The organism is Myxococcus vastator (genome assembly GCF_010894475.1).
GTDB lineage: Bacteria > Myxococcota > Myxococcia > Myxococcales > Myxococcaceae > Myxococcus > Myxococcus vastator.
Genome location: NZ_JAAIYB010000133.1, coordinates 1 through 18,531, shown reverse-complemented (window position 1 = coordinate 18,531; position 18,531 = coordinate 1). Strand labels below are relative to the sequence as shown.

The window sequence follows — 18,531 nt, the reverse complement described above, 5'->3', positions numbered from 1 at the left end:
CAGTCGGGCTGGCTGCGCGCCTTCGCCACCGCCCTGCCGGAGGACGCGCAGGACAGCGGCGCCGTCGTCGTCGTGCTGGTGGACGCCGAGCCGCTCTTCGCTCCGCTGAAGTTGCTCGCGTCGGACGCGGAGACGCGGCTGCTGGTGCTGGGGGCCCATGGCACGCCGACGGCGTTGACGCACCCGCTCCTGGCGGACGGGTACCGGCGGCTGGACACCGACGGCCATCGGACGCCCGGCCTCGCGGCGCTGGCACAGGCCCTCCGCGCCGGCGAGTCGGGCACGCGCATCATCGAGCGCGAAGAAGCCGCCCGGCTCGGCCTGGGCGACTCGGAGGTGGTGGTCACCTTCAGCCCGGTGCGGTTCAAGAATGGCGCGGCGTGGCCGGTGGCGACGCTCGCGTCGACGCGCGTGCTCCGGACCCATGAGCGCGGCCTGGTGCTGCGCCTGTCGCTGGCCGCGGTGCTCGTCTCCGGGTTCCTCATCGCCTTTGGCGTGTACGTGGTGCTCGCGCGCAGCCGGGCGGAGGCCCTGCGGGAGAGCCAGCGCCATGCGCAGCGGCTGGCGCACCTGCACGACAAGACGCAGAAGATTCTCGACAACATCCCCACCGGGGTCCTGGCGCTCTCCTCCACCCGGCACATCTCCGCCGCCAACCGCGCGCTGAGCCTCCGCATGCCGGCGGACGCCGTGGGCCAGCCCCTGACGGCGGCCTTTCCCCAGGCCCAGCCCCCCGTCATCCAGCGGCTGGAGGACCTGGTCCACGCGGCCACGAGCGACGGCCGCGTGCGCAGCCTCCACGGCGAACCTCTCTGCCTCTTCGAGCAGCCGGGCCAGTACAACGTCCACGCGGTGCCGCTGGAGCCGAACACGCCAGAGGTCCACGCGCTGGTCGTCATCGAGGACGTGAGCAGCCTGCGCGCGCTGGAGGGACAGCTGCTGCGCGCGGAGAAGCTGGCCACGGTGGGCGTGCTGGCGGCGGGCATCGCCCATGAGATTGGCACGCCGCTGGGCATCGTCCGCGGCCGGGCGGAGTACGTGCAGGAGAAGCTGGGGCGCGAGCACCCGCAGGCGGCGGGCCTGGGCACCATCGTCGAACAGATAGACAGGGTGAGCCGGACGCTGCGCCAGTTGCTCGACTTCTCCCGGCTCCAGCCCGCGGACGCGCAGGCGGTGCCGCTGGAGCCGCTGGTGCACAGCGTGCGGGAGCTGCTGTGGATGGAGGCCGAGCGGCGGCGCCTGAAGCTGGAGGTGACGGTCGCCTCGCCCATGCCCGCGGTGGCGGCCGACCCCGACCAGTTCCAGCAGGTGCTCATCAACCTGGTGCTCAACGCGTGTGACGCGTGCGAGGCCGGCGGGCGCGTCCGGCTGAGCGCGAGCATGGACACCGCGGACGCCCCGGGCGCCTGGGGCATGGTGCGCGTGGACATCGAGGACAACGGCTGCGGCATCGCCCCCCGCCACGTCCACCAGGTCTTCGACCCTTTCTTCACCACCAAGAAGCGCGGCCAGGGCACCGGCTTGGGCCTGACGATGGTGGCGCACATCGTGCGCAACCACGGAGGCCGTATTGAACTGGACAGCGCGCCAGAGCGAGGCACCCGCGTCACCGTGCGCTGGCCCGCCGCCGCGCCCGCTGGAGAGGAGCGACATGCCGTCTAGAGCCAGGGTCCTCGTCGTCGACGACCACGTCGAGATGGGGCAGATGTTGAAGGAACCGCTGACGGACGACGGCTACACGGTCGACATCGCCACCGGTGGGGCGGAGGCCATCGCCCAGCTTCGCGCGCGCGTCTACGACGCGGTGCTGTGTGACTTGCGCATGCAGGACGTGGACGGCTTCGACGTGCTGGACGCCGCGCGCAAGCTCGACCCGGACCTGCCCGTGGTGATGATGACGGCCTTCGGCGGCGTGGAGAGCGCCGTGGAGGCGATGAAGCGCGGCGCGTTCCACTACTTCACCAAGCCCTTCCGGCTGGACGAGGTGCGCCTGTCCCTGGAGCGCGCGCTGGAGCAGCGCCGCCTGCGCACCGAGCACCGCGCCCTCAAGCAGCAGGCCGCCGACCGCGCGGGCCTGGGCGCCCTGGTGGGCAGCAGCGCCGCGATGCGGGACCTCTACACGTTGATTGAGCGGGTGGCCTGGTCCAGCGCCCCGGTGCTGGTGCGTGGCGAGAGCGGCAGCGGCAAGGAGCTGGTCGCCCGGGCGCTGCACTTCGAGGGCACCCGGCGCGCGGGGCCCTTCGTGGCCGTCAACTGCACCGCGCTGCCACACGCCCTGCTGGAGAGCGAGCTGTTCGGCCACGTCAAGGGCGCCTTCACAGGCGCCACCACGGCCCGGCGCGGCCTCTTCGTGGAGGCGGACGGCGGCACGCTGTTCCTGGACGAGATTGGTGACATGGCCCCCGAGCTCCAGGCTCGGCTGCTCCGCGTGCTCGAAGACGGAGAGGTGCGAGCCGTGGGCGCGGATGGTACGCGCACGGTGGACGTGCGGGTGGTGGCCGCGACGCACCAGGACCTGGAGACGCGCGTCAAGGAAGGCCGCTTCCGCGCGGACGTCTTCTACCGGCTCAACGTCGTCACCCTGCGGCTGCCGCCCCTGCGCGAGCGCCGCGAGGACATCCCCGCGCTCCTCGAGCACTTCCTCCAGCAGGCCAAGGCACGCAATCCGCGCTCCAGGGTGCAGCGCTTCTCCCCGGAGACCCTGGCCGCGTTGGGGGCCCTGCCCTGGGACGGCAACGTGCGCGAGCTGGAGAACCTGGTGCAGCGGCTGGTCGTGCTCGGTTCGACGGAGGAGGTGGACCTGCCGCAGCTACGTCCCCACCTGCCCGCCGACACCCGCCAGGAGAACCACCCGCTGGCCGCGGCGCAGCGCACCATCGTCCCCCTGCGGCAGTTGGAGACGGAGTACATCGCCTGGGCGGTGGCCCGCTGCGGGGGAAACAAGACGAAGGCGGCGGAGCTGCTCGGCATCGACGTCTCCACCATCCACCGGCGCGAGCGCGCGGAGGGCAATCCGCAACGCTGACCTGGGCACGCTGCAACGGTGCGAGGGCCGCGATGGAGGTATCTCAGAGGGACGGGAGCGCGGCATGGGCCTTGTAGATGACACAGGGCATGAACCGAATTCTCCTGTCTCTCCTCGCCGCGGTCAGTCTGGTGGGTTGTGCCTCCAAGCCCAAGACGGCCTCCGCCACGGACCACCTGCCGGACCGGCAGCGCAGCCCCACCGCCACGGCGGCGACGTCCAACCGGACCGCGGATGAAGACGCGGACGCGGCCCGCCGGGCCATGGGCCCACTGTCCGCCGGGCCGGTGTACTTCGAGCTCGACTCCGCCACGCTGCGGCCCGAGTCCCGCGACATGCTCGCGCAGCTCGCCACGAGCCTGCGGGAGCAGCCCCTGACGCGGGTGACGGTGTCGGGCCACACCTGCGAGCTGGGGACCACGGAGTACAACGTCGCGCTGGGCCACCGGCGCGCGGCCGTGGTGCGCGACTACCTGCGCGACCTGGGCGTGGAGCCCAGGCAACTCTCCATCGTCTCCTACGGCGAGGAGCAGCCGCTGTCCGAGGCCCACACGGAAGAGGCGTTCCACAAGAACCGCCGCGCGGAGTTCACCTTCTCCTCGGCGGAGCGAGCCACGCGCTGAGCCACCGGAAGTCTGTCGGGCCTCCCCGGTACGCTGCTCCCGGAATGCGCCCCGGGAACGCCGGGCGCTGGGGAGGGACGGGGAATGGGGAGCAGAATGCGTCGGAGGCCTGGATACAAGACCCGGCCTTCCGTGGCCACGTTGGCAGAGTCACTGGGGCTGCTGCGGTCGCGAGACCTGGAGGCACACGGTGCCCCACGCAGCCAGCTCAACCTGCTGTGCAACGTCAGCCCCTATCTCGACGTCCTCGAAGCACGGCGAGTCCGGAGGGGTGCGGCCAGCGCACGTCATGCCAGTCACTGCCGGAGGTGTCCCCAAGGCAAGCCGTCAGCACCCGCTCCGGCGGCTCAACGCACGGCCCTGGTCACCGCGCGGGCCGACTCCAGGCCATCGAGGAACGCGAGGATGCGCTGGGCGCAGCGCTCCGGCTGCTCCAGCGGGAAGAGATGTCCCGTGCCGGAGAGCGCCTCCGTCTGGGTGTCATTCAGCGTGAGGCGGGCCCGCTCCAGCGCATCGCCTGTCAGCGTGTCGGACTCGCCGCCGCGAATCACCAGGGACGGGACGCTCACGGTGCCCAGCTCCCGCCAGACATCTTTGGGAGACGTCTCGAAGACACGCGCCTCCCAGGCCTTGGGGATGGTCAGCCGGAAGCCACCACCCGGGGCCTCGGTGAGGCCGTGGGTAATGTAGTCCTGGAAACACTCCGGGTCGAAGCGCGCGAACAACGCCTTCTTGGCGTAGCTCCGGGCAGCGTCCTCGCGAGCGCCCCAGGCCTCCCGCCGCCGCCTCGCCAGACTCGCGGGAGGCACCCGGCTCCGCAGCCCGAGCAGCGTCAAGGCACGGAGCGCCCATTCCCGCGCCCCCGTGAACAGCACCGGGTCCAACGCCACCACGGCCCGGAAGAGCGCGGGCGCCTTCGCGGAGGCGAGCAGCGTCGCCACGCCGCCCATGCTGTGCCCCACGCCCACGATGCCCTGCACGCCCTGAGCACGCAGGGCGTGAATCAGGTCATCGGCCATGTCATCCCAGGTCCGCAGCGCCAGCGGGTCGGAGCCCGGCACGAGGCACCGCGTGCGAAGCGTGAAGACGTGGTAGCGCGGCTTCAGGTGCTCGATGAGCTTGCGGTAGCAGCCCGGGGGAAAGCCATTGGCGTGGGCCAGGTGCAGCACCGGACCGGTGCCGCCCCAGTCCTCCATCTGAAGGGCTTCGCGCATGTCCTGCCGATTACCCCGGACCGCGGCGGATGTCTTCCGTCACTCGGAGGCGGACCGCCACTGCGGATGCGCCAGCACGCGCGCCTCCAGGTCGGGCGTGAGCTGCCCACCATGAGGCGCCCGGGAGGACGAGCGCTTCCATCGCTCCAGCCACCGCTCACCCAGCGGCGCTTCCAGTGATTCCCTCCGCGTGGCGCCCACCGTCGTCTCGCCCTTCGTCCCCGTCGACACACCCGCGCCCACGAAGAACCCGGCCAGCAGCAGCGTCACCCGCGTGGGCGTGGCCGCGCTGTACGTGAGCAGCAACGTCCCCTCCCCGTCCTCGCGGCAGTGCCGGCGCACGCGGGCCAGCACCGCCTCGGTCCACATGTCCGGATTGGACGCCGGGGAGAACGGGTCGAAGTAGACGAGGTCGGCCACGGGCAGCGCGCCGTCCAGGTGCGGCACCGCGTCCCCCAGCAGCAGCCGCCAGCGGAGGCCCTCCGCCTCCCACACCCCGTCGCGCATCAGCGACTCCGCGGCGTCACGAAACGGCTGGAGGAAGGGAAAGCCCGCCGCGTCCGCCAGCGCCAGCCGCAGCGGCGCCAGGTCCACCTCGAAGCTGACCACCTCCAACAGCCGGCGCTGCTCCGCGCCCAGGCTCCTGGCACAGGTGAGCGCGGCCACCGCGTTGGTGGCGGCGCCCAGCCCCACGTCATGAATCACCAGCGGCGGCCCGGGCTGGCGCAGCCGGTCCGCCAGGCGCGCCTGCTCCACATAGAGGCGCAGCGCCTCCTGCCACGGCCCCACGGAGGGGTGCATCACCTCGCCATGGCCCAGGTGCCGCACGGCGCGAGCGCCATTGCGCAGGGTGATGAGCTCGAAGTCGCCGTCGCGCGGGTTGGCGTCGGGCGCGGTGCTCACCCGACCTCCTTCAACGTCACCTCGCGCGCGTTGGCTTCGTCCTTCAAGTCCTTGGGCGTGGCGATGGCCGCCTTCAGCTCGCGGTACACCTGCGCGTACGTGCCACCCAGGATGCCCTCACGGATGCGGCCCATCAGCTTCTGGTAGTGCCGGACGTTGTGCACGGACAGGAAGCGCGAGCCCAGGTGGTGCTTGCCCCGCATCAGGTGCTGCAGGTAGCCGCGCGTGTAGCGCTTGCACACGTAGCAGTCGCACTCCGCGTCCAGCGGCTCGTCGGAGAGGCGGAACACGCTGCGGGAGATGCGGACGAGCCCGCTGAACGTGTACGCATACCCCTGCTGCGCCATCTTCGTGGGGATGATGCAGTCGAACATGTCCACGCCGCGCAGCACGGCCTCCACCAGGTCCGTGGGCGTGCCCACGCCCATCAGGTAGCGCGGCTTGTCGGCGGGTAGGGACGCGGTGGCGCGCAACGTCATGGACTCGCGCTCCACCTTCGTCTCGCCCACGGCCAGGCCGCCAATGGCGAAGCCGTCGAAGGGCAGCTTCGTCAGGAAGTCCGCGCTCTCGTCACGCAGGTGCGGGAAGACGCCGCCCTGGACGATGCCGAACATCGCCTGCCCGGTGTCCCGCGCCGCCTTCGCCTCCAGGCTGCGCACCGCCCAGCGGTGGGTGCGCTCCATGGCCTCGCGCGTGCCGGCCTCGTCGGTCCGCGAGTCGATGCACACGTCCAGCACCATCATGATTTCCGAGTTGATGGCCTGCTGCATGGCGATGCTCGACTCGGGGCTGAGGAGCTGCCGGCTGTTGTCGTAGAAGCTGCGGAAGTGGGCGCCCTTCTCCGTGATGAGCCGGTCCTCCGGCAGGGAGAAGATTTGGAAGCCGCCCGAATCGGTGAGCACGCCCCCGTCCCACTGCATGAAGGGGTGGATGCCACCGAAGCGCTGGAAGACCTCGGCGCCGGGCCGGAGCATCAGGTGGTAGGTGTTGGCCAGCAGGATGCTGGCGCCCGCCTCCTTCACCTCCTCCATGGCCAGGTGCCGGAAGCCCGCGTGGGTGGCCACCGGCATGAACATGGGGGTCTTGAAGGTACCCCGGCGTGTGTGCAGGAGTCCTGCACGGGCGCCCGTGGGGTCGGTGGTGAGGAGCTCGAAGCGAACGGCCATGGGCCGGCCCTTATACCCGTCACGCCCGGCAGGCACCGCATCCATCTGCCCTGCCCGCTTCCCTCCTGGACAACCGTACAGGCCTCCTGGCATTCCGTCCGAGGCGGAACGCCGCCAGCCGCCTGGCATTCTCCCGCCTCCCCAGCGGTTACAGAGAGTCCTCGCGGTCACCTGCAGCACGCGAAACACCTCGCCGCTTTGGCCCACCGCACCATTTCCGCTACAACGCCGCCGCCATGTTCAACGTCATCAACGTCTCCAAGGCCTACGGGCCCAAGAAGCTTTTCGAGGACGTCAACGTCACGTTCTCGCCGGGCCGCCGCTACGGCCTGACCGGACCGAACGGTGCCGGGAAGTCCACGTTCATGAAGATCCTCGCCGGGGACGAGGAAGCGGACATGGGCAACATCGTCCGGCCTCGCAAGCTGGGCATCCTCCGCCAGGACCACTTCCGCTACGAGGACGACCGCGTCCTGGACGTGGTGCTCATGGGCAACCAGGCCCTGTGGGCGGCCATGTCCGAGAAGAACGCGCTGCTGGCCAAGTCCGACATCACCGAGGAGGACGGCAACCGGCTGGGCGACCTGGAGGGCGTCATCGCCGAGGAGGACGGCTACTCGGCGGAGAGCGACGCGGCCACCCTGCTGGCGGGCCTTGGCATCGACCAGGCCTTCCATGAAGAGCCCATGAAGCAGCTCACCGGCGGCCTCAAGCTCCGCGTGCTGCTCGCGCAGGCGCTGTTCGGCAAGCCGGAGGGCCTGCTGCTCGACGAGCCCACGAACAACCTCGACATCGACTCCATCCGCTGGCTGGAGAGCTTCCTCCACGAGTACGAGGGCGTGCTCATCACCATCAGCCACGACCGGCACTTCCTCAACGCCATCTGCACGCACATCGCGGACATCGACTACGAGGCCATCATCAACTACCCCGGTGGGTATGACGACATGGTCCGGCAGAAGGCGCAGGTGCGCACCCGCGTCGAGTCCGAGACGGCGGAGAAGAAGAAGAAGATTGCCCAGCTCCAGGACTTCGTCGCGCGCTTCCACGCCGGTACCCGCGCCTCGCAGGTGCAGAGCCGCATCAAGCAGATCGACAAGCTGAAGTCGGACGACCTCAAGCGCTCCAACATCGCGCGCCCGTTCATCCGCTTCGACCAGAAGGTGGTCAGCGGCAAGCAGACGCTGATGATTGAAGGCATCCACAAGTCCTTCGAGGGCCAGGAGGTCATCAAGCCCTTCAACGGCCTGGTCTGCAAGGGTGAGAAGGTCTGCGTCATCGGCCGCAACGGCGTGGGCAAGTCCACGCTGGTGAAGATGATTGCCGGCCAGCTGGAGCCGGATGGCGGGAAGATTGGCTGGGGCCACCAGGCCACCGTGGGCTACCTGCCGCAGGACCACCACGGCGTCGTGCGCAAGGGCACCACCTGCTTCGGCTGGCTGCGTGATTTGCACGACAAGCTCACCAACGAGGAGATCTCCGGCGTGCTGGGCCGGATGCTCTTCTCCGGTGAGGAGCGGATGAAGAACACCGACACCCTCTCCGGTGGTGAGACGGTGCGGCTGCTCCTGTCCAAGCTGATGATCATGCAGGACAACGTGCTGGTGCTCGACGAGCCCACCAACCACCTGGACCTGGAATCCATCGCCGCGCTGGCGGAAGGCCTCCAGAAGTACGAGGGCACCGTCATCGTCGTCACGCACGACCAGGAGCTCATCTCCGAGGTGGCCACCCGCATCTGGTCGCTCCAGGCGGGCCAGGAGGTGCTCGACTTCAACGGGCCCTACTCGGAGTTCGTGGAGAAGCACTCCGACGTGGCCGCGCGCCGCCGGTAGGCCGTCAGACCCAGGCGGAAACACGAATCGCCGCCCGGCCCGGGGAAACGCTCCCGGGACGAGGCGGCGATGGGCGTTTCAGTCCGCTTCGCGGCGCTTAATTGGGGTTGAGCGCGCCCAGCGTGGCGAAGTCGATCCGCCAGTCGCCCCGTGTGCCGTTGTCCATGGTGCCATTGCGCTGAAGCGTGTAATCGCGGCCCGGGTAGATGAACGCATCCTCCCAGGCGAATGAGACATCCATGGCCGAAGGGATGGATTCATACGTACACGGCACGCCGGCGCAGTTCGCCGGAGACCACTGTCCTTCGCCCTGAAGCGCCTGGAGCAGCGCCGGGTAGCCCGCGAAGGTGTTGCCCGTCACGACGACCGCCACGCCATCCTGGGTGACGTCGAAGGCATCCCGGATGCGCAGGGTCCGGTTGCCGGTCCCCACGCCAAACGTTCCGCCGTGGAAGTCCCAGGCGTTGTCGAAGTTCGAGCTGTAGCTGGACGCGGGATACTGCGTCTTGCCGAGCGTCTCGGCGGCCGGCGCGTCCGTCCCCGGCGTCACCCGGTCCGGGTTGAGGTGGACCACGATGATGTCCCCCACCGCCACCTGTACGTCCGGCAACGTCGCCAGCGTCGAGTTGCCATCCATCAGCGTGGCGCCAGCGGTGGAGCCACCCTCCCGGACAATGAGCTCCACCAGGTCCCTGCCATTGGGGACGTTGGGCGCCACCTCGCTCAGGCGCAGCCGGGCCGCCAGCATGTAGCCAGGGAAGCTCGTCTGGGTGGCCGCCGGGTCGAGGAAGAGGCCGCGCATGTCCCGAATCGTGGTCGCCACCGTGACGGTGTACGGCTGGCGGGGCGTCTGGTCGCTGGTGGTCAGCGCGACCACGGTGTCGTCCTCCATCCGGGCCTGCGTGACATTCAGCCCTGGGACGGAGAACTGGCTGCCGTTGGCCAGCAGCGATGTCGGGTCGAGCGGCCGGCCGAACCGCACCATCACCGTGTTGCGGCCCGTGGCCCACGCGTTGATGACGCGGGGCGCGGGGCACACGAGCCCCGAGACATCGCTCGCCGTCCACACGGAAGGCTGGATGGTGGGCCGCGTCTGCACCCCGGACATGAACACCCACAGCGGCGACGTCACCGTCAGCGTGCAGCCCGACGTGAGGAACAGGCTGTCACGGAGGGGCTCCACCAGGCGCAGCCGCAGCACGGACGCGGACGTCGAACCCGCGGGCACCCCCACCGTCGTGAAGGGCGCCTGGAGATGCCCCGGCCCAGCGGCGGAGAACCCGGGCGAGCCGATGGTGCCGGTGATGGAGATGTACTCGGACTCGTAGTCGGGCAGCGTCCCGCCGGTGGTGACGTCCACCTCGCTCACGTCCTGCAGGAGCTCCGTCACCGGCGCGCCACTGCCGAGCACGCTGAAGCTGGAGAGGGTCGCGCGCGTCTGGCCATTGACGACGCTCTTCCCGTTCACCGTGACGCGCACCCGGTCCCCCACTTGCGGCACCGGGGACAACGTCGACGGGTCCACCGGCACGAAGAGGGCCGGACCGGCCCACTCCGCCTGGAGGAAGAAGCCCGCCGGGTCGTTCGTCAGGTTGCCCACGCCAGCCTTGAGATAGGTAATCCGGGCGCCGCTGATGACGAGGCTCACCGGGCCGCTCGGCGCGTCGCGCACCGCTTGGATCTGGTCGGACGCCTGCTGGTCCAGGTCGGGCAGCACGTAGGACTCCTGCTTGACCTGCTCCACGTTGCCCGCCACATCCGTGGAGGCGAAGCGCACCATCAGGCTGCGCGTGAGTGTGAGGGGCCCCGCGTACAGCGGCGAGCCCGCGCCCGGCGCGGAGCCATCCAGCGTGTAGCGCGTCTCGGCGCAGCCCGAGCCGCTGTCACTGCACACCAGCGTCACGGTGACGGCGTCCTGGTAGACGCCGCCCACGGGCGTGGCGGTCGTCGTTGGAGGCGTCGTGTCCATCGTGTACTGCTCGGTCTTCGCCAGCTCGACGTTGCCCGCGAGGTCCAGGGAGAAGTAGCGCAGCGTGGTGGTGGCCGCCACGGTGATGGGGCCCGCGTAGCGGGTGCTGGACGTCGTCGGCGCGCTGCCGTCGACCGTGTAGTACGTACCCGCGCAGCCACTTCCCTCGGCGTCGTCCGTGCAGGACAGGACGACGGACTGGGCGCTCCAGTAGTTGCCGCCCGCGGGCGAGGCCGTCGTCGTGGGCGCGGTGCGGTCCTCCACGGAGGTGTCTCGCGTGTACTGCTCCGACACCACGTCGGAGACATTGCCCACCCAGTCCACCGCGATGAACCGCACGCGGGTGGTGGCCGTCAGCAGCAGCGGCTCCTGGTAGACGGGGGACTCCAGTGAGGGGAGGCTGCCGTTGGTGGTGTAGTGAATCGCGGCGCAGCCGCTGCCCTCACCGTCGTCGCACGCCAGCGTGACGGCCCGCGACGTGGTGAAGCCGCCGCCCGTGGGCGTCGCGGCGACCTGGGGCGCCTGCGTGTCCACGACGTAGCGGGCCTGCTGCGCCGCCTCCAGGTTGCCCACGCGGTCCACGGAGAGGAAACGCAGCGTGACGGACGTGGTGATGGCCAGGGGCGCCGTGTAGCGCGGCGAGGCCTGCGTGGGCACGCTGCCATCCAGCGTGTAGTGCGTGGCCTCGCAGCCGCTGCCCTCGCCGTCGTCACACGTCAGCGTCACGCTCCGGGGACTGTTGAACGCGCCGCCCACCGGGCTGGCCACCGTGATGGGCGGCTCCGTGTCCGCCCCGCCCACCAGCGTGTACGTCGCCGCCCCTGGCGCCTCCGCGTTGCCCTCCGCGTCCAGCGAGTAGAAACGCACCGTGGTGGTGCTCCCCAGCGTGAAGGGCTCGCGGTACTGCGTGGAGCCGGTGCCCGGCGTGGTGCCATCCAACGTGTAGTACGTGGCCGCGCAGCCACTGCCGCCGCTGTCGTCACAGGCCAGCGTCACCACCACGGAGGTGGTGAAGTCCCCTCCCGCGGGCGTGGCGCGCGTCGTGGGCGGCGTGAGGTCGGTGGGAGGCGGAGGCTTCGGCTCGCCGTCGCCACACGCGAGGACGAGTTGTGCCGTGAGGAGCACCGCGACGCGACGCAGGGACCAGGAGGGAATCGGAGACATCGGAACTCCAGGGCGCACGTCGACCGTGCGCCGGGGCAAGCAGGGTGCAGGGGGAATGTCCGAGGGGACTGCCAGTGGACGACGTCCGTCTCTGTCATCCAGCCAACGGGGCGCGCACGCTCGCACTGGGGGCGGGCGCTCCGCAAGCCCCCTGCCCCAGCAGCCTGTCCCACCGACAGGGCGCCGCGAGACAAACGCCACCCGTCGTCACGCACGAACACCCCGCTCCCCTCCGCGGCAGGTGGCGCGGAGGGGAGCGGGGCGTGACTGCCCATTCTTCGCTGGGAAGAGAAAGTCGGCCTACCGGGGGGCCGACTTGCGCAGCAGGAACAACCCCAGGCCCATGCCCACGGTCCACTTGAAGGCCGCCGCGAGCGGCGTGTCCCGCAGCCTGGGCGGCATGGACGGCGGACCCGCCAGGGGCCGGCCCGTCGTCACCGGGTCCACCGCGGGCTGGAAGCCCGGAGCGCCCGGCAGCGACGCGCCCCCCGCTTCCAGCTCCGTCTTGGTGGCGGTCAGCGCCTTGCCCTGCGCGGCATCCTTCTGGCCCGGTGCCTTTCCGTCCGGGGAGCGGTGCTCGAGGATGGCGTTGATCTCCGCGCCCAGCAGGATGACCTGCGCGGAGATCCACATCCACAGCAGCATGACGATGACACCACCGATGGCGCCGTAGTTGACGTCATAGCTGCCGAAGTTGGCCACGTACTGGGAGAAGCCCCACGACGCCAGCACCCAGATGAGCACGCCCACCACCGAGCCCGGGGTGATGAAGCGGAACCGCTGCTTCACGTCCGGCAGCACGAAGTACAGCACCGCCCACAGGAACATCATCATCAGGCCCGCCACCGGGAGCCGCAGCCACATGAGCGCGGTGCCCAGCCCGCCGGGGAGCTTGCCGGCGATGACGGGGGTGACGACGACCGCGAACGCCGCGAGGATGGCCACCGCCGCGCCGCCCAAGGTCACCAGCAGCGCGACGCCGCGCAGCTTCCAGATGGGACGCGACTCCGTCACGCCGTAGACCTTGTTGAGCGCCGTCATCAGCGCCACCACGCCCGCGGAGGCCGCCCAGACGGCACCGACGCCGCCCACCGTCAGCAGCCCCACCGGCCGGCTGTCCGCGAGCGCCTCGATGCGCTCGCTCAGGATGGACGTCACTTCCTGGGGCGCCACCCGCGCCAGCTCCTGGATGAGCACCTGGGCCTGGGCGGGCTCGATGAGGAGGCCCGCCAGCGACACCAGGAACAGCAGGAACGGGAACAGCGCCAGGATCACCCGGAAGGTGAGCGCGCCGGCGACGTCCCCCACCTCATCGCGGGTCCACTCGTCCTTCAGCGCCAGAAAGAACTTCTTCCAGCTCATTCCCTTGCCAGGGAGAACCATTCCGCCTCCTCGGAGGTGTTGCGACCGGGGGAACGATGCGCATTCCCCACACCCCAGGCGACCTCCAGCCCCCAGCTTCCCTGCATGCGCCCGGAGGGCAGGCGAGCAGGAGCGACCTGGGCGGCGCTTTCCCAGAAATCCCCCCGTTCTCAGGCCTCCCCCCTAGGCAGGAGAGCGTTCATTGGCGTACACCTTGGGAGGGGGCCGCCGGTCGGTTCCGCCGCGGTCCCCTCCCCCGAGGACGCCATGTTCGTCTCCTGTCTCCTGAGTGTCAGCCTGGCGCTGAGCGCCGGCGCCGCACCCGGAATGCCCCCGGGCCCCCAGGCACCCACTCCTTCGCACACGCTGTGGCTCGTCCAGGCCCTGTACCCAGGGCAGGACGCGCTGCTGCAACGCACCGAGGCAGGGATTGCCGCGCTGATACCGCAGGACGTGCAGGCCCGGCAGCTCATCGGCCGGGACGCCCTGGCGACGCACCTGAAGGGCCAGGACGGAGACCTCCGCTGCGTGTCCGGCGAGGCGCGCTGCCGGGAGCCGCTGGAGGCGTACCTGGAATCACTGGGCCTGGAGCGCGTGGTGCTGGTGCAGGTGGGCCAGGACGACGCGGGCTACCGCTTCCGCGCCGTCAGCGTCCGGCCCGGCACCGGCGCCCGTGGCCAGGCGGAGACGGCGAACCCGGCGTTCGAGAAGGCCCTGGCCGGCGTGCTGGTGAAGTTCCTGTCGCTCAACGCCACGGTGGTGGCGGAGACGACGCCCGCGGGGGCCACCGTCTTCCTGGACGGCGTGAAGGTGGGCACCACGCCCTTCACCACGGAGGTGCTGCCCGGAGAGCACACCTTCCGCTTCGAGCTGGCCTCGCACCTCCCGAAGGAAGAGACGCGGGTGATGCGCTCGCGCCAGCAGGTGAAGCTGGACGCCGCGCTGGAGAAGGTGCCCGCGCGGCTGGTGGTGAAGGCGCAGCCGGAGGGCGCGGAGATTCGCGTGGACGGCCAACCGGTGGGGACCACCGCGGTGGACCAGGGCATCCAGCCCGGCACCCGCGTGGTGTCGCTGACGCTGGACGGCTACGAGCCCCACGAGGTGACGGCGGAGATTGCGCCCGGCGGGACGCACACGCTGGAGCACGCGCTGACGCCCACCTCCATGCAGTCCTTCAAGCTGGCCATGCGCCGCCGCGAGGAAGCCACCATGGCGCGGCAGAGCTACCTGGAGGCCTCGTTCGAGCTGCAGCGCCTCACGGGCACGTCGCTGGCATCCCAGCCGCTGAGCACCTCGGAGGAGTTGGAGGGGCTGCGCACCCAGGACGTGCGCGCGCCGGGCTCACGCAACCTGCGCGGCGTGGGCATCGAATACGGCCGCTATGGCCAGTTCTTCGGCGTCATGTTGGTGGGCGCCACCTACGCCTCCACCGGTGACACGTGGACGCTGGGCATCGACGTGCCGCCTGGCGTGGGCGGCGTGGGGCCGGACGGCATTTCGTCGCTGGACACGCAGGTGCAGGCGGTGTCGCTGCGCGCGCTCCAGCCGCAGCTGCGCTACGTGCTCGGGCCCGTGTCCTTCGCCATTCAAGCGGGCCTGGAGGGCAGAGGACTCCTGGTAAAGGAACGCGCGGGTGACGCGGCCGTCTTCAAGGACGGCCTCTATGCGCTGGACCTGCACGCGTCCGGACAGGCCACCGCGCGCATCTACGTGTACGAGGGCCTGTACGCCTCCGTCGCGTACCAGCACAGCTTCACGCTGCTGAAGAAGATTGCCGGAACGAGCAACATTCGCGGAGGGCTGGGCTATGCGTTCTGACCTGCGGCGCCTGACGTGGGCCTGTGTGCTGCTGACGTGTGGCCTCTGCCTGGCAGAGCCCCTGGTGGGGCCCTCCGTCGGCCGGGGTGACGCGCTGCTGGCCGAAGGCACCCGCCTCTACAACAAGCGCAAACACAAGGACGCGGCGGAGGTGTTGCTCCAGGCCACGCGCGCCAATCCGTCCCTGCTGCCCGCCTACCTGGGCCTGGCCCGCGCGCGCATGGGGGCGAAGGACGTCCCCGGTGCCTGCGCCGCCTACCGCGCCTACGTTCGCAGCGCGCCGGACATCCGGGACCGCGCCAAGGCCCAGCGCGAGCTGGCCCTGTGCGAGCGCAAGCTGAAGGCCGCGCGCCGCAAGAAGCGCAACAAGGTGCCGCCCGACATGACGGCCCGGCACGTGGAGCTGAAGGCCGGCTTCTTCGCCGCGCTGGAGGAAGGCCGGCTGGTGGGCCCCGGCGCCGCGGGCGAGACGCTGCGCACGCTGGTGTCCGAGGGCTACCTGGGCACGGACCTGGGAGACATGGCCGCGCGGCTGAGCGTGGCCTCCCAGGCCACCACCGAGGACGTGCACCAGCGGGCCCTGGCCGGAGAAGCGCTCCCCACGGCGCGCCTGCGGGAGTCCGGCGCGCTCTTCGACCTGGCGCGCGACACGGGGGAGCCGTCCGCAACGGCCGCGGCCCAGGCGCCTTTCCTGGAAGGGCTCGCGGCGCTCCAGGAGGGAGACTTCGCCGGAGCGCAGCGCCTGTTCGCCCAGGCCGCCGCCGCGGAGCCCAAGCGCACCGAGTACCGCGTGTGGCGCGCCGCCGCGCTCCAGCGCGCGGGAGACCTGGACGGCGCGCTGACGGTGATGGCGTCGGACCTGCCGCAGGACGCGCGCACGGACGTGCTCCGCGCGGCCTCCGCCTGGCGGAAGTCCCCCGAGGCGGGGGCTCGCGAGTTGGAGCGCCTCCTCTTCCAGCGCTACGCCCCGGCCACGCGCTGACGGCGGCCCCCCTCCCCTCCGGCCCTGCGAGGACACCATGTCGCTCTTCATCTGCCAGCGGTGCGAGGTCCAACATGAGAAGTGGGACGGCGCCTGTCCGGCCTGTGGTGGCACCGACCTGCTGACGGTGGCGCCGGCCGTGGACCGGATACTCGGCCGCGTCGTGGCGGGCCGCTTCCGCATCCTCCGGCGGCTGGGCCAGGGCGGCATGGGTTCGGTGTACCTGGCCGAACAGGTGGGCATCGGCCAGCAGGTGGCGATGAAGTTCCTCAACAGCGGCCTGTCCATGGACCCGGACGTGGCCCGCCGCTTCCTCAACGAGGCCAAGAGCTACGCGCGGGTGGCCCACCCCAACGCGGTGACGCTGCACGACTTCGGGCAGGACGAGGAAGGCAGCCTCTACATCTCCATGGAGTACGTGGAGGGGAAGGACCTCAAGAGCCTGCTCGCCACGGGTGGCCGGCTCGCGCTCGACGAGGCCGTGGACATCGTCCTCCAGGTGGCGGACGTGCTCGCCCATGCCCACGCGCGCCAGGTCATCCACCGCGACCTCAAGCCGGAGAACATCATGGTCCGGCAGGGCATGCGCGGCTGGCACGTGAAGGTGCTGGACTTCGGCATCGCCCGAATCACCGACGGCGCGACGCGGCTCACCCTCCAGGGCTCGGTGGCCGGCACGCCGCGCTACATGTCCCCCGAGCAGGCCATGGGCCTGGACGTGGACGCCCGCGCGGACGTGTACGCGGTGGGCATCGTCCTCTTCGAGCTGCTCACCGGTCAGCAGCCCTTCGACGGCACCAGCATCTCCGAAATCATGCAGAAGCAGGTCCACCAGCCCATGCCGCGACTGGCGCAGGCGGTGGCGGACCTCCAGCACCCGGCCGTCGACGCCGTCATCCAGAAGGCCACGGCGAAGCGCCGCGAGGAGCGCCACGCCACCATGGAGGCCTTCGCGTCGGACCTGGTCAACGCGCTGCCCACGCTCACCAGCCGCCGCGCCGTCAGTGGCGTCAACCCCGCCGTCACCGGCGGCGCGGAGTCGGCGCGCCCGGCGACGCTCCTCTTCGGCGCGGAGGGCTCCGAGGCCACGCTGGTGCGCACCGCTCCGGCGGAGGCCGCGCCCGTGACGGGCACCCCGCCCATTCCCCTGACCCAGCCCGTCTCGGGCACCGGGCTCCGGGTGGGGCCGGAGGGCTTCAACAAGACAGCGCACGCGGCCTCTCCCTACGCGGAGCCGAAGCGCTCGAAGTCCGGCGCGGTGCTGGGGCTGGGCATCGCGGGCCTCCTGCTCCTGGGCGGCGTGGGCGTCGTGGCGTTCCGGGGCGGAAGCGGTGACGACGTGAAGGCTGGAACCCTGGTCCCGGTCAACGTCCCCGCGCGGCCCACGCCTCCCGAGGCCCCGCCCGCCGCGGACACGGGCGCGTCACCTCACGGCACGACTGGAGCGGCGGAGGCGGCCCCAGACGACGTCGCGACCCGGCAGCTCAAGGTGCTCGCGGCGGGACAGGCCATCGACATCAACAATGACTTCAACGAGGGCCGGCTGGACAGCGCGATGAAGCGGCTGGCCCAGGCACGGAGCCTGGGGCTGGAAGCCGTGGAACCCGAGCTGGCGACGCTCGCGAGCAAGGTGGAGGACGCCTCGAAGCGCATGGCCCGCGCCCGCGCCCTGGAGAACGACGGCAACTGCGAGCCGGCCATCGCGCTCTACCGCGCCCTGAGGCGCGACCATCCGCACCTCGTGGAGGCCCAGCGGGGCATCCGGCGCTGCCAGGAGATGCTGCCTCCAGAGGTGTCCGACTGAACGGTCAAGGTGCGGCCGGCACCTGCCCTGGCGCCAGCACGCGGATGAGGACGTCCATCATGGTGGCCCAGCCCTGCTCCGTCTGACGCGTATACTCCGCCCACTTCGCGTCCATTTCATGCGTCAGCGTCAGCTCGCAGCCGGTGGCGCGCGGGGCGATTTCCACCGTCACTCGGCTGAGCGCGTCCTCCTCCTTGTCGATGTGCCAGGTGAAGACGAGCCGCCGAGGCCGGTCGATTTCCAGGTACGTGCCCACGTGGTCGAGCTCCTCTCCGGCCCGCCGCACGAAGAACGAGAACTTGCCGCCCACGCGCGCGTCGATGGCGAGCCGCAGCACCTCCTCGTCGCGGACCGACTCCCCTATCATCCACTGGCCGACCATCTCCGGATTGAGCCAGGCGTCGAACACCCGCTCGGGCGACGCATTGAACTGCCGGGTGACGCGAACCTGGACGCTCTGCGCAGAGGACATGGGCTTCCTTCCTTCCGACGGCCGGCGGGGCCTTTACTCAACCACTTGGTTCAACATACTCCTGGACGTTGGCATTCACAACCGCTTGGTTGACCTTCGCCACGGGTGAGCATTCGGACGTAGCTGCCAGCATCTTCACTCCGCTCGGGGACATGAGCCGCCCGGCTCACCCCACCCTGCGGCCCCCGATGTGC

Annotated in this window: 13 protein-coding genes; 7 read left to right on the top strand and 6 right to left on the bottom strand. The window is 70.7% G+C overall.

Annotated features, from left to right (window positions below; genetic code table 11):
* From G4D87_RS15435 to G4D87_RS15425, 3 genes are all read left to right on the top strand, one after another.
* A partial coding sequence (locus tag G4D87_RS15435) for a two-component system sensor histidine kinase NtrB (RefSeq protein WP_163782829.1) occupies nt 1–1,662 on the top strand: 1,662 nt, incomplete at its 5' end.
* Nucleotides 1,652–3,025 (top strand): sigma-54-dependent transcriptional regulator, encoded by a 1,374-nt coding sequence (locus G4D87_RS15430; RefSeq protein WP_163782828.1) that lies wholly within the window; start codon nt 1,652–1,654, stop codon nt 3,023–3,025. The genes G4D87_RS15435 and G4D87_RS15430, both read left to right, overlap by 11 nt.
* Nucleotides 3,026–3,114: 89 nt before the next feature.
* Entirely contained in the window at nt 3,115–3,648 is a 534-nt protein-coding gene (locus G4D87_RS15425; RefSeq protein WP_163782827.1) for an OmpA family protein, read from the top strand.
* A gap of 347 nt (nt 3,649–3,995) precedes the next feature.
* Here G4D87_RS15425 and G4D87_RS15420 read toward each other — a convergent pair whose 3' ends face one another.
* The 3 genes from G4D87_RS15420 to tgt are packed head-to-tail and all read right to left on the bottom strand — an operon-like array spanning nt 3,996 to nt 6,931.
* Nucleotides 3,996–4,862, bottom strand: a complete 867-nt coding sequence (locus G4D87_RS15420) for an alpha/beta fold hydrolase (RefSeq protein WP_163782826.1) — start codon at nt 4,860–4,862, stop codon at nt 3,996–3,998.
* A 39-nt stretch (nt 4,863–4,901) separates the two neighbouring features.
* A complete protein-coding gene (locus G4D87_RS15415; protein ID WP_163782825.1) occupies nt 4,902–5,765 on the bottom strand; it encodes a tRNA (5-methylaminomethyl-2-thiouridine)(34)-methyltransferase MnmD in 864 nt (287 codons plus the stop codon).
* The gene (gene tgt / locus G4D87_RS15410; RefSeq protein ID WP_163782824.1) at nt 5,762–6,931 is read right to left on the bottom strand and encodes a tRNA guanosine(34) transglycosylase Tgt; all 1,170 of its coding nucleotides are present in this window, start codon (nt 6,929–6,931) and stop codon (nt 5,762–5,764) included. Before tgt ends, G4D87_RS15415 begins: the two co-directional genes overlap by 4 nt.
* 236 nt (nt 6,932–7,167) lie before the next feature.
* On the opposite strand from tgt, the gene G4D87_RS15405 reads away from it, so the two are divergent.
* On the top strand, nt 7,168–8,766 hold the full coding sequence (locus tag G4D87_RS15405) for an ABC-F family ATP-binding cassette domain-containing protein (RefSeq protein ID WP_163782823.1): 1,599 nt from the start codon (nt 7,168–7,170) through the stop codon (nt 8,764–8,766).
* 97 nt (nt 8,767–8,863) lie between these two features.
* Here G4D87_RS15405 and G4D87_RS15400 read toward each other — a convergent pair whose 3' ends face one another.
* Nucleotides 8,864–11,899 (bottom strand): chitobiase/beta-hexosaminidase C-terminal domain-containing protein, encoded by a 3,036-nt coding sequence (locus G4D87_RS15400; RefSeq protein WP_205507598.1) that lies wholly within the window; start codon nt 11,897–11,899, stop codon nt 8,864–8,866.
* Nucleotides 11,900–12,199: 300 nt separating this feature from the next.
* The gene (locus G4D87_RS15395) at nt 12,200–13,282 is read right to left on the bottom strand and encodes a YihY/virulence factor BrkB family protein (RefSeq protein ID WP_163782821.1); all 1,083 of its coding nucleotides are present in this window, start codon (nt 13,280–13,282) and stop codon (nt 12,200–12,202) included.
* A 246-nt stretch (nt 13,283–13,528) separates the two neighbouring features.
* Between G4D87_RS15395 and G4D87_RS15390 the strand changes: the two genes are divergently transcribed.
* The 3 genes from G4D87_RS15390 to G4D87_RS15380 are packed head-to-tail and all read left to right on the top strand — an operon-like array spanning nt 13,529 to nt 17,865.
* The gene (locus tag G4D87_RS15390; RefSeq protein ID WP_240358301.1) at nt 13,529–15,079 is read left to right on the top strand and encodes a PEGA domain-containing protein; all 1,551 of its coding nucleotides are present in this window, start codon (nt 13,529–13,531) and stop codon (nt 15,077–15,079) included.
* Nucleotides 15,069–16,061: a tetratricopeptide repeat protein gene (locus tag G4D87_RS15385; RefSeq protein ID WP_163782819.1), complete on the top strand. Its 993-nt coding sequence runs from the start codon at nt 15,069–15,071 to the stop codon at nt 16,059–16,061. Before G4D87_RS15390 ends, G4D87_RS15385 begins: the two co-directional genes overlap by 11 nt.
* 37 nt (nt 16,062–16,098) lie before the next feature.
* Complete coding sequence (locus G4D87_RS15380) at nt 16,099–17,865, top strand: serine/threonine-protein kinase (protein ID WP_163782818.1); 1,767 nt, start codon at nt 16,099–16,101, stop codon at nt 17,863–17,865.
* A 4-nt stretch (nt 17,866–17,869) separates the two neighbouring features.
* On the opposite strand, the gene G4D87_RS15375 is transcribed toward G4D87_RS15380, so the two are convergent.
* Complete coding sequence (locus G4D87_RS15375; RefSeq protein WP_163782817.1) at nt 17,870–18,337, bottom strand: SRPBCC family protein; 468 nt, start codon at nt 18,335–18,337, stop codon at nt 17,870–17,872.
* Between the last annotated feature and the right edge of the window lie 194 nt (nt 18,338–18,531).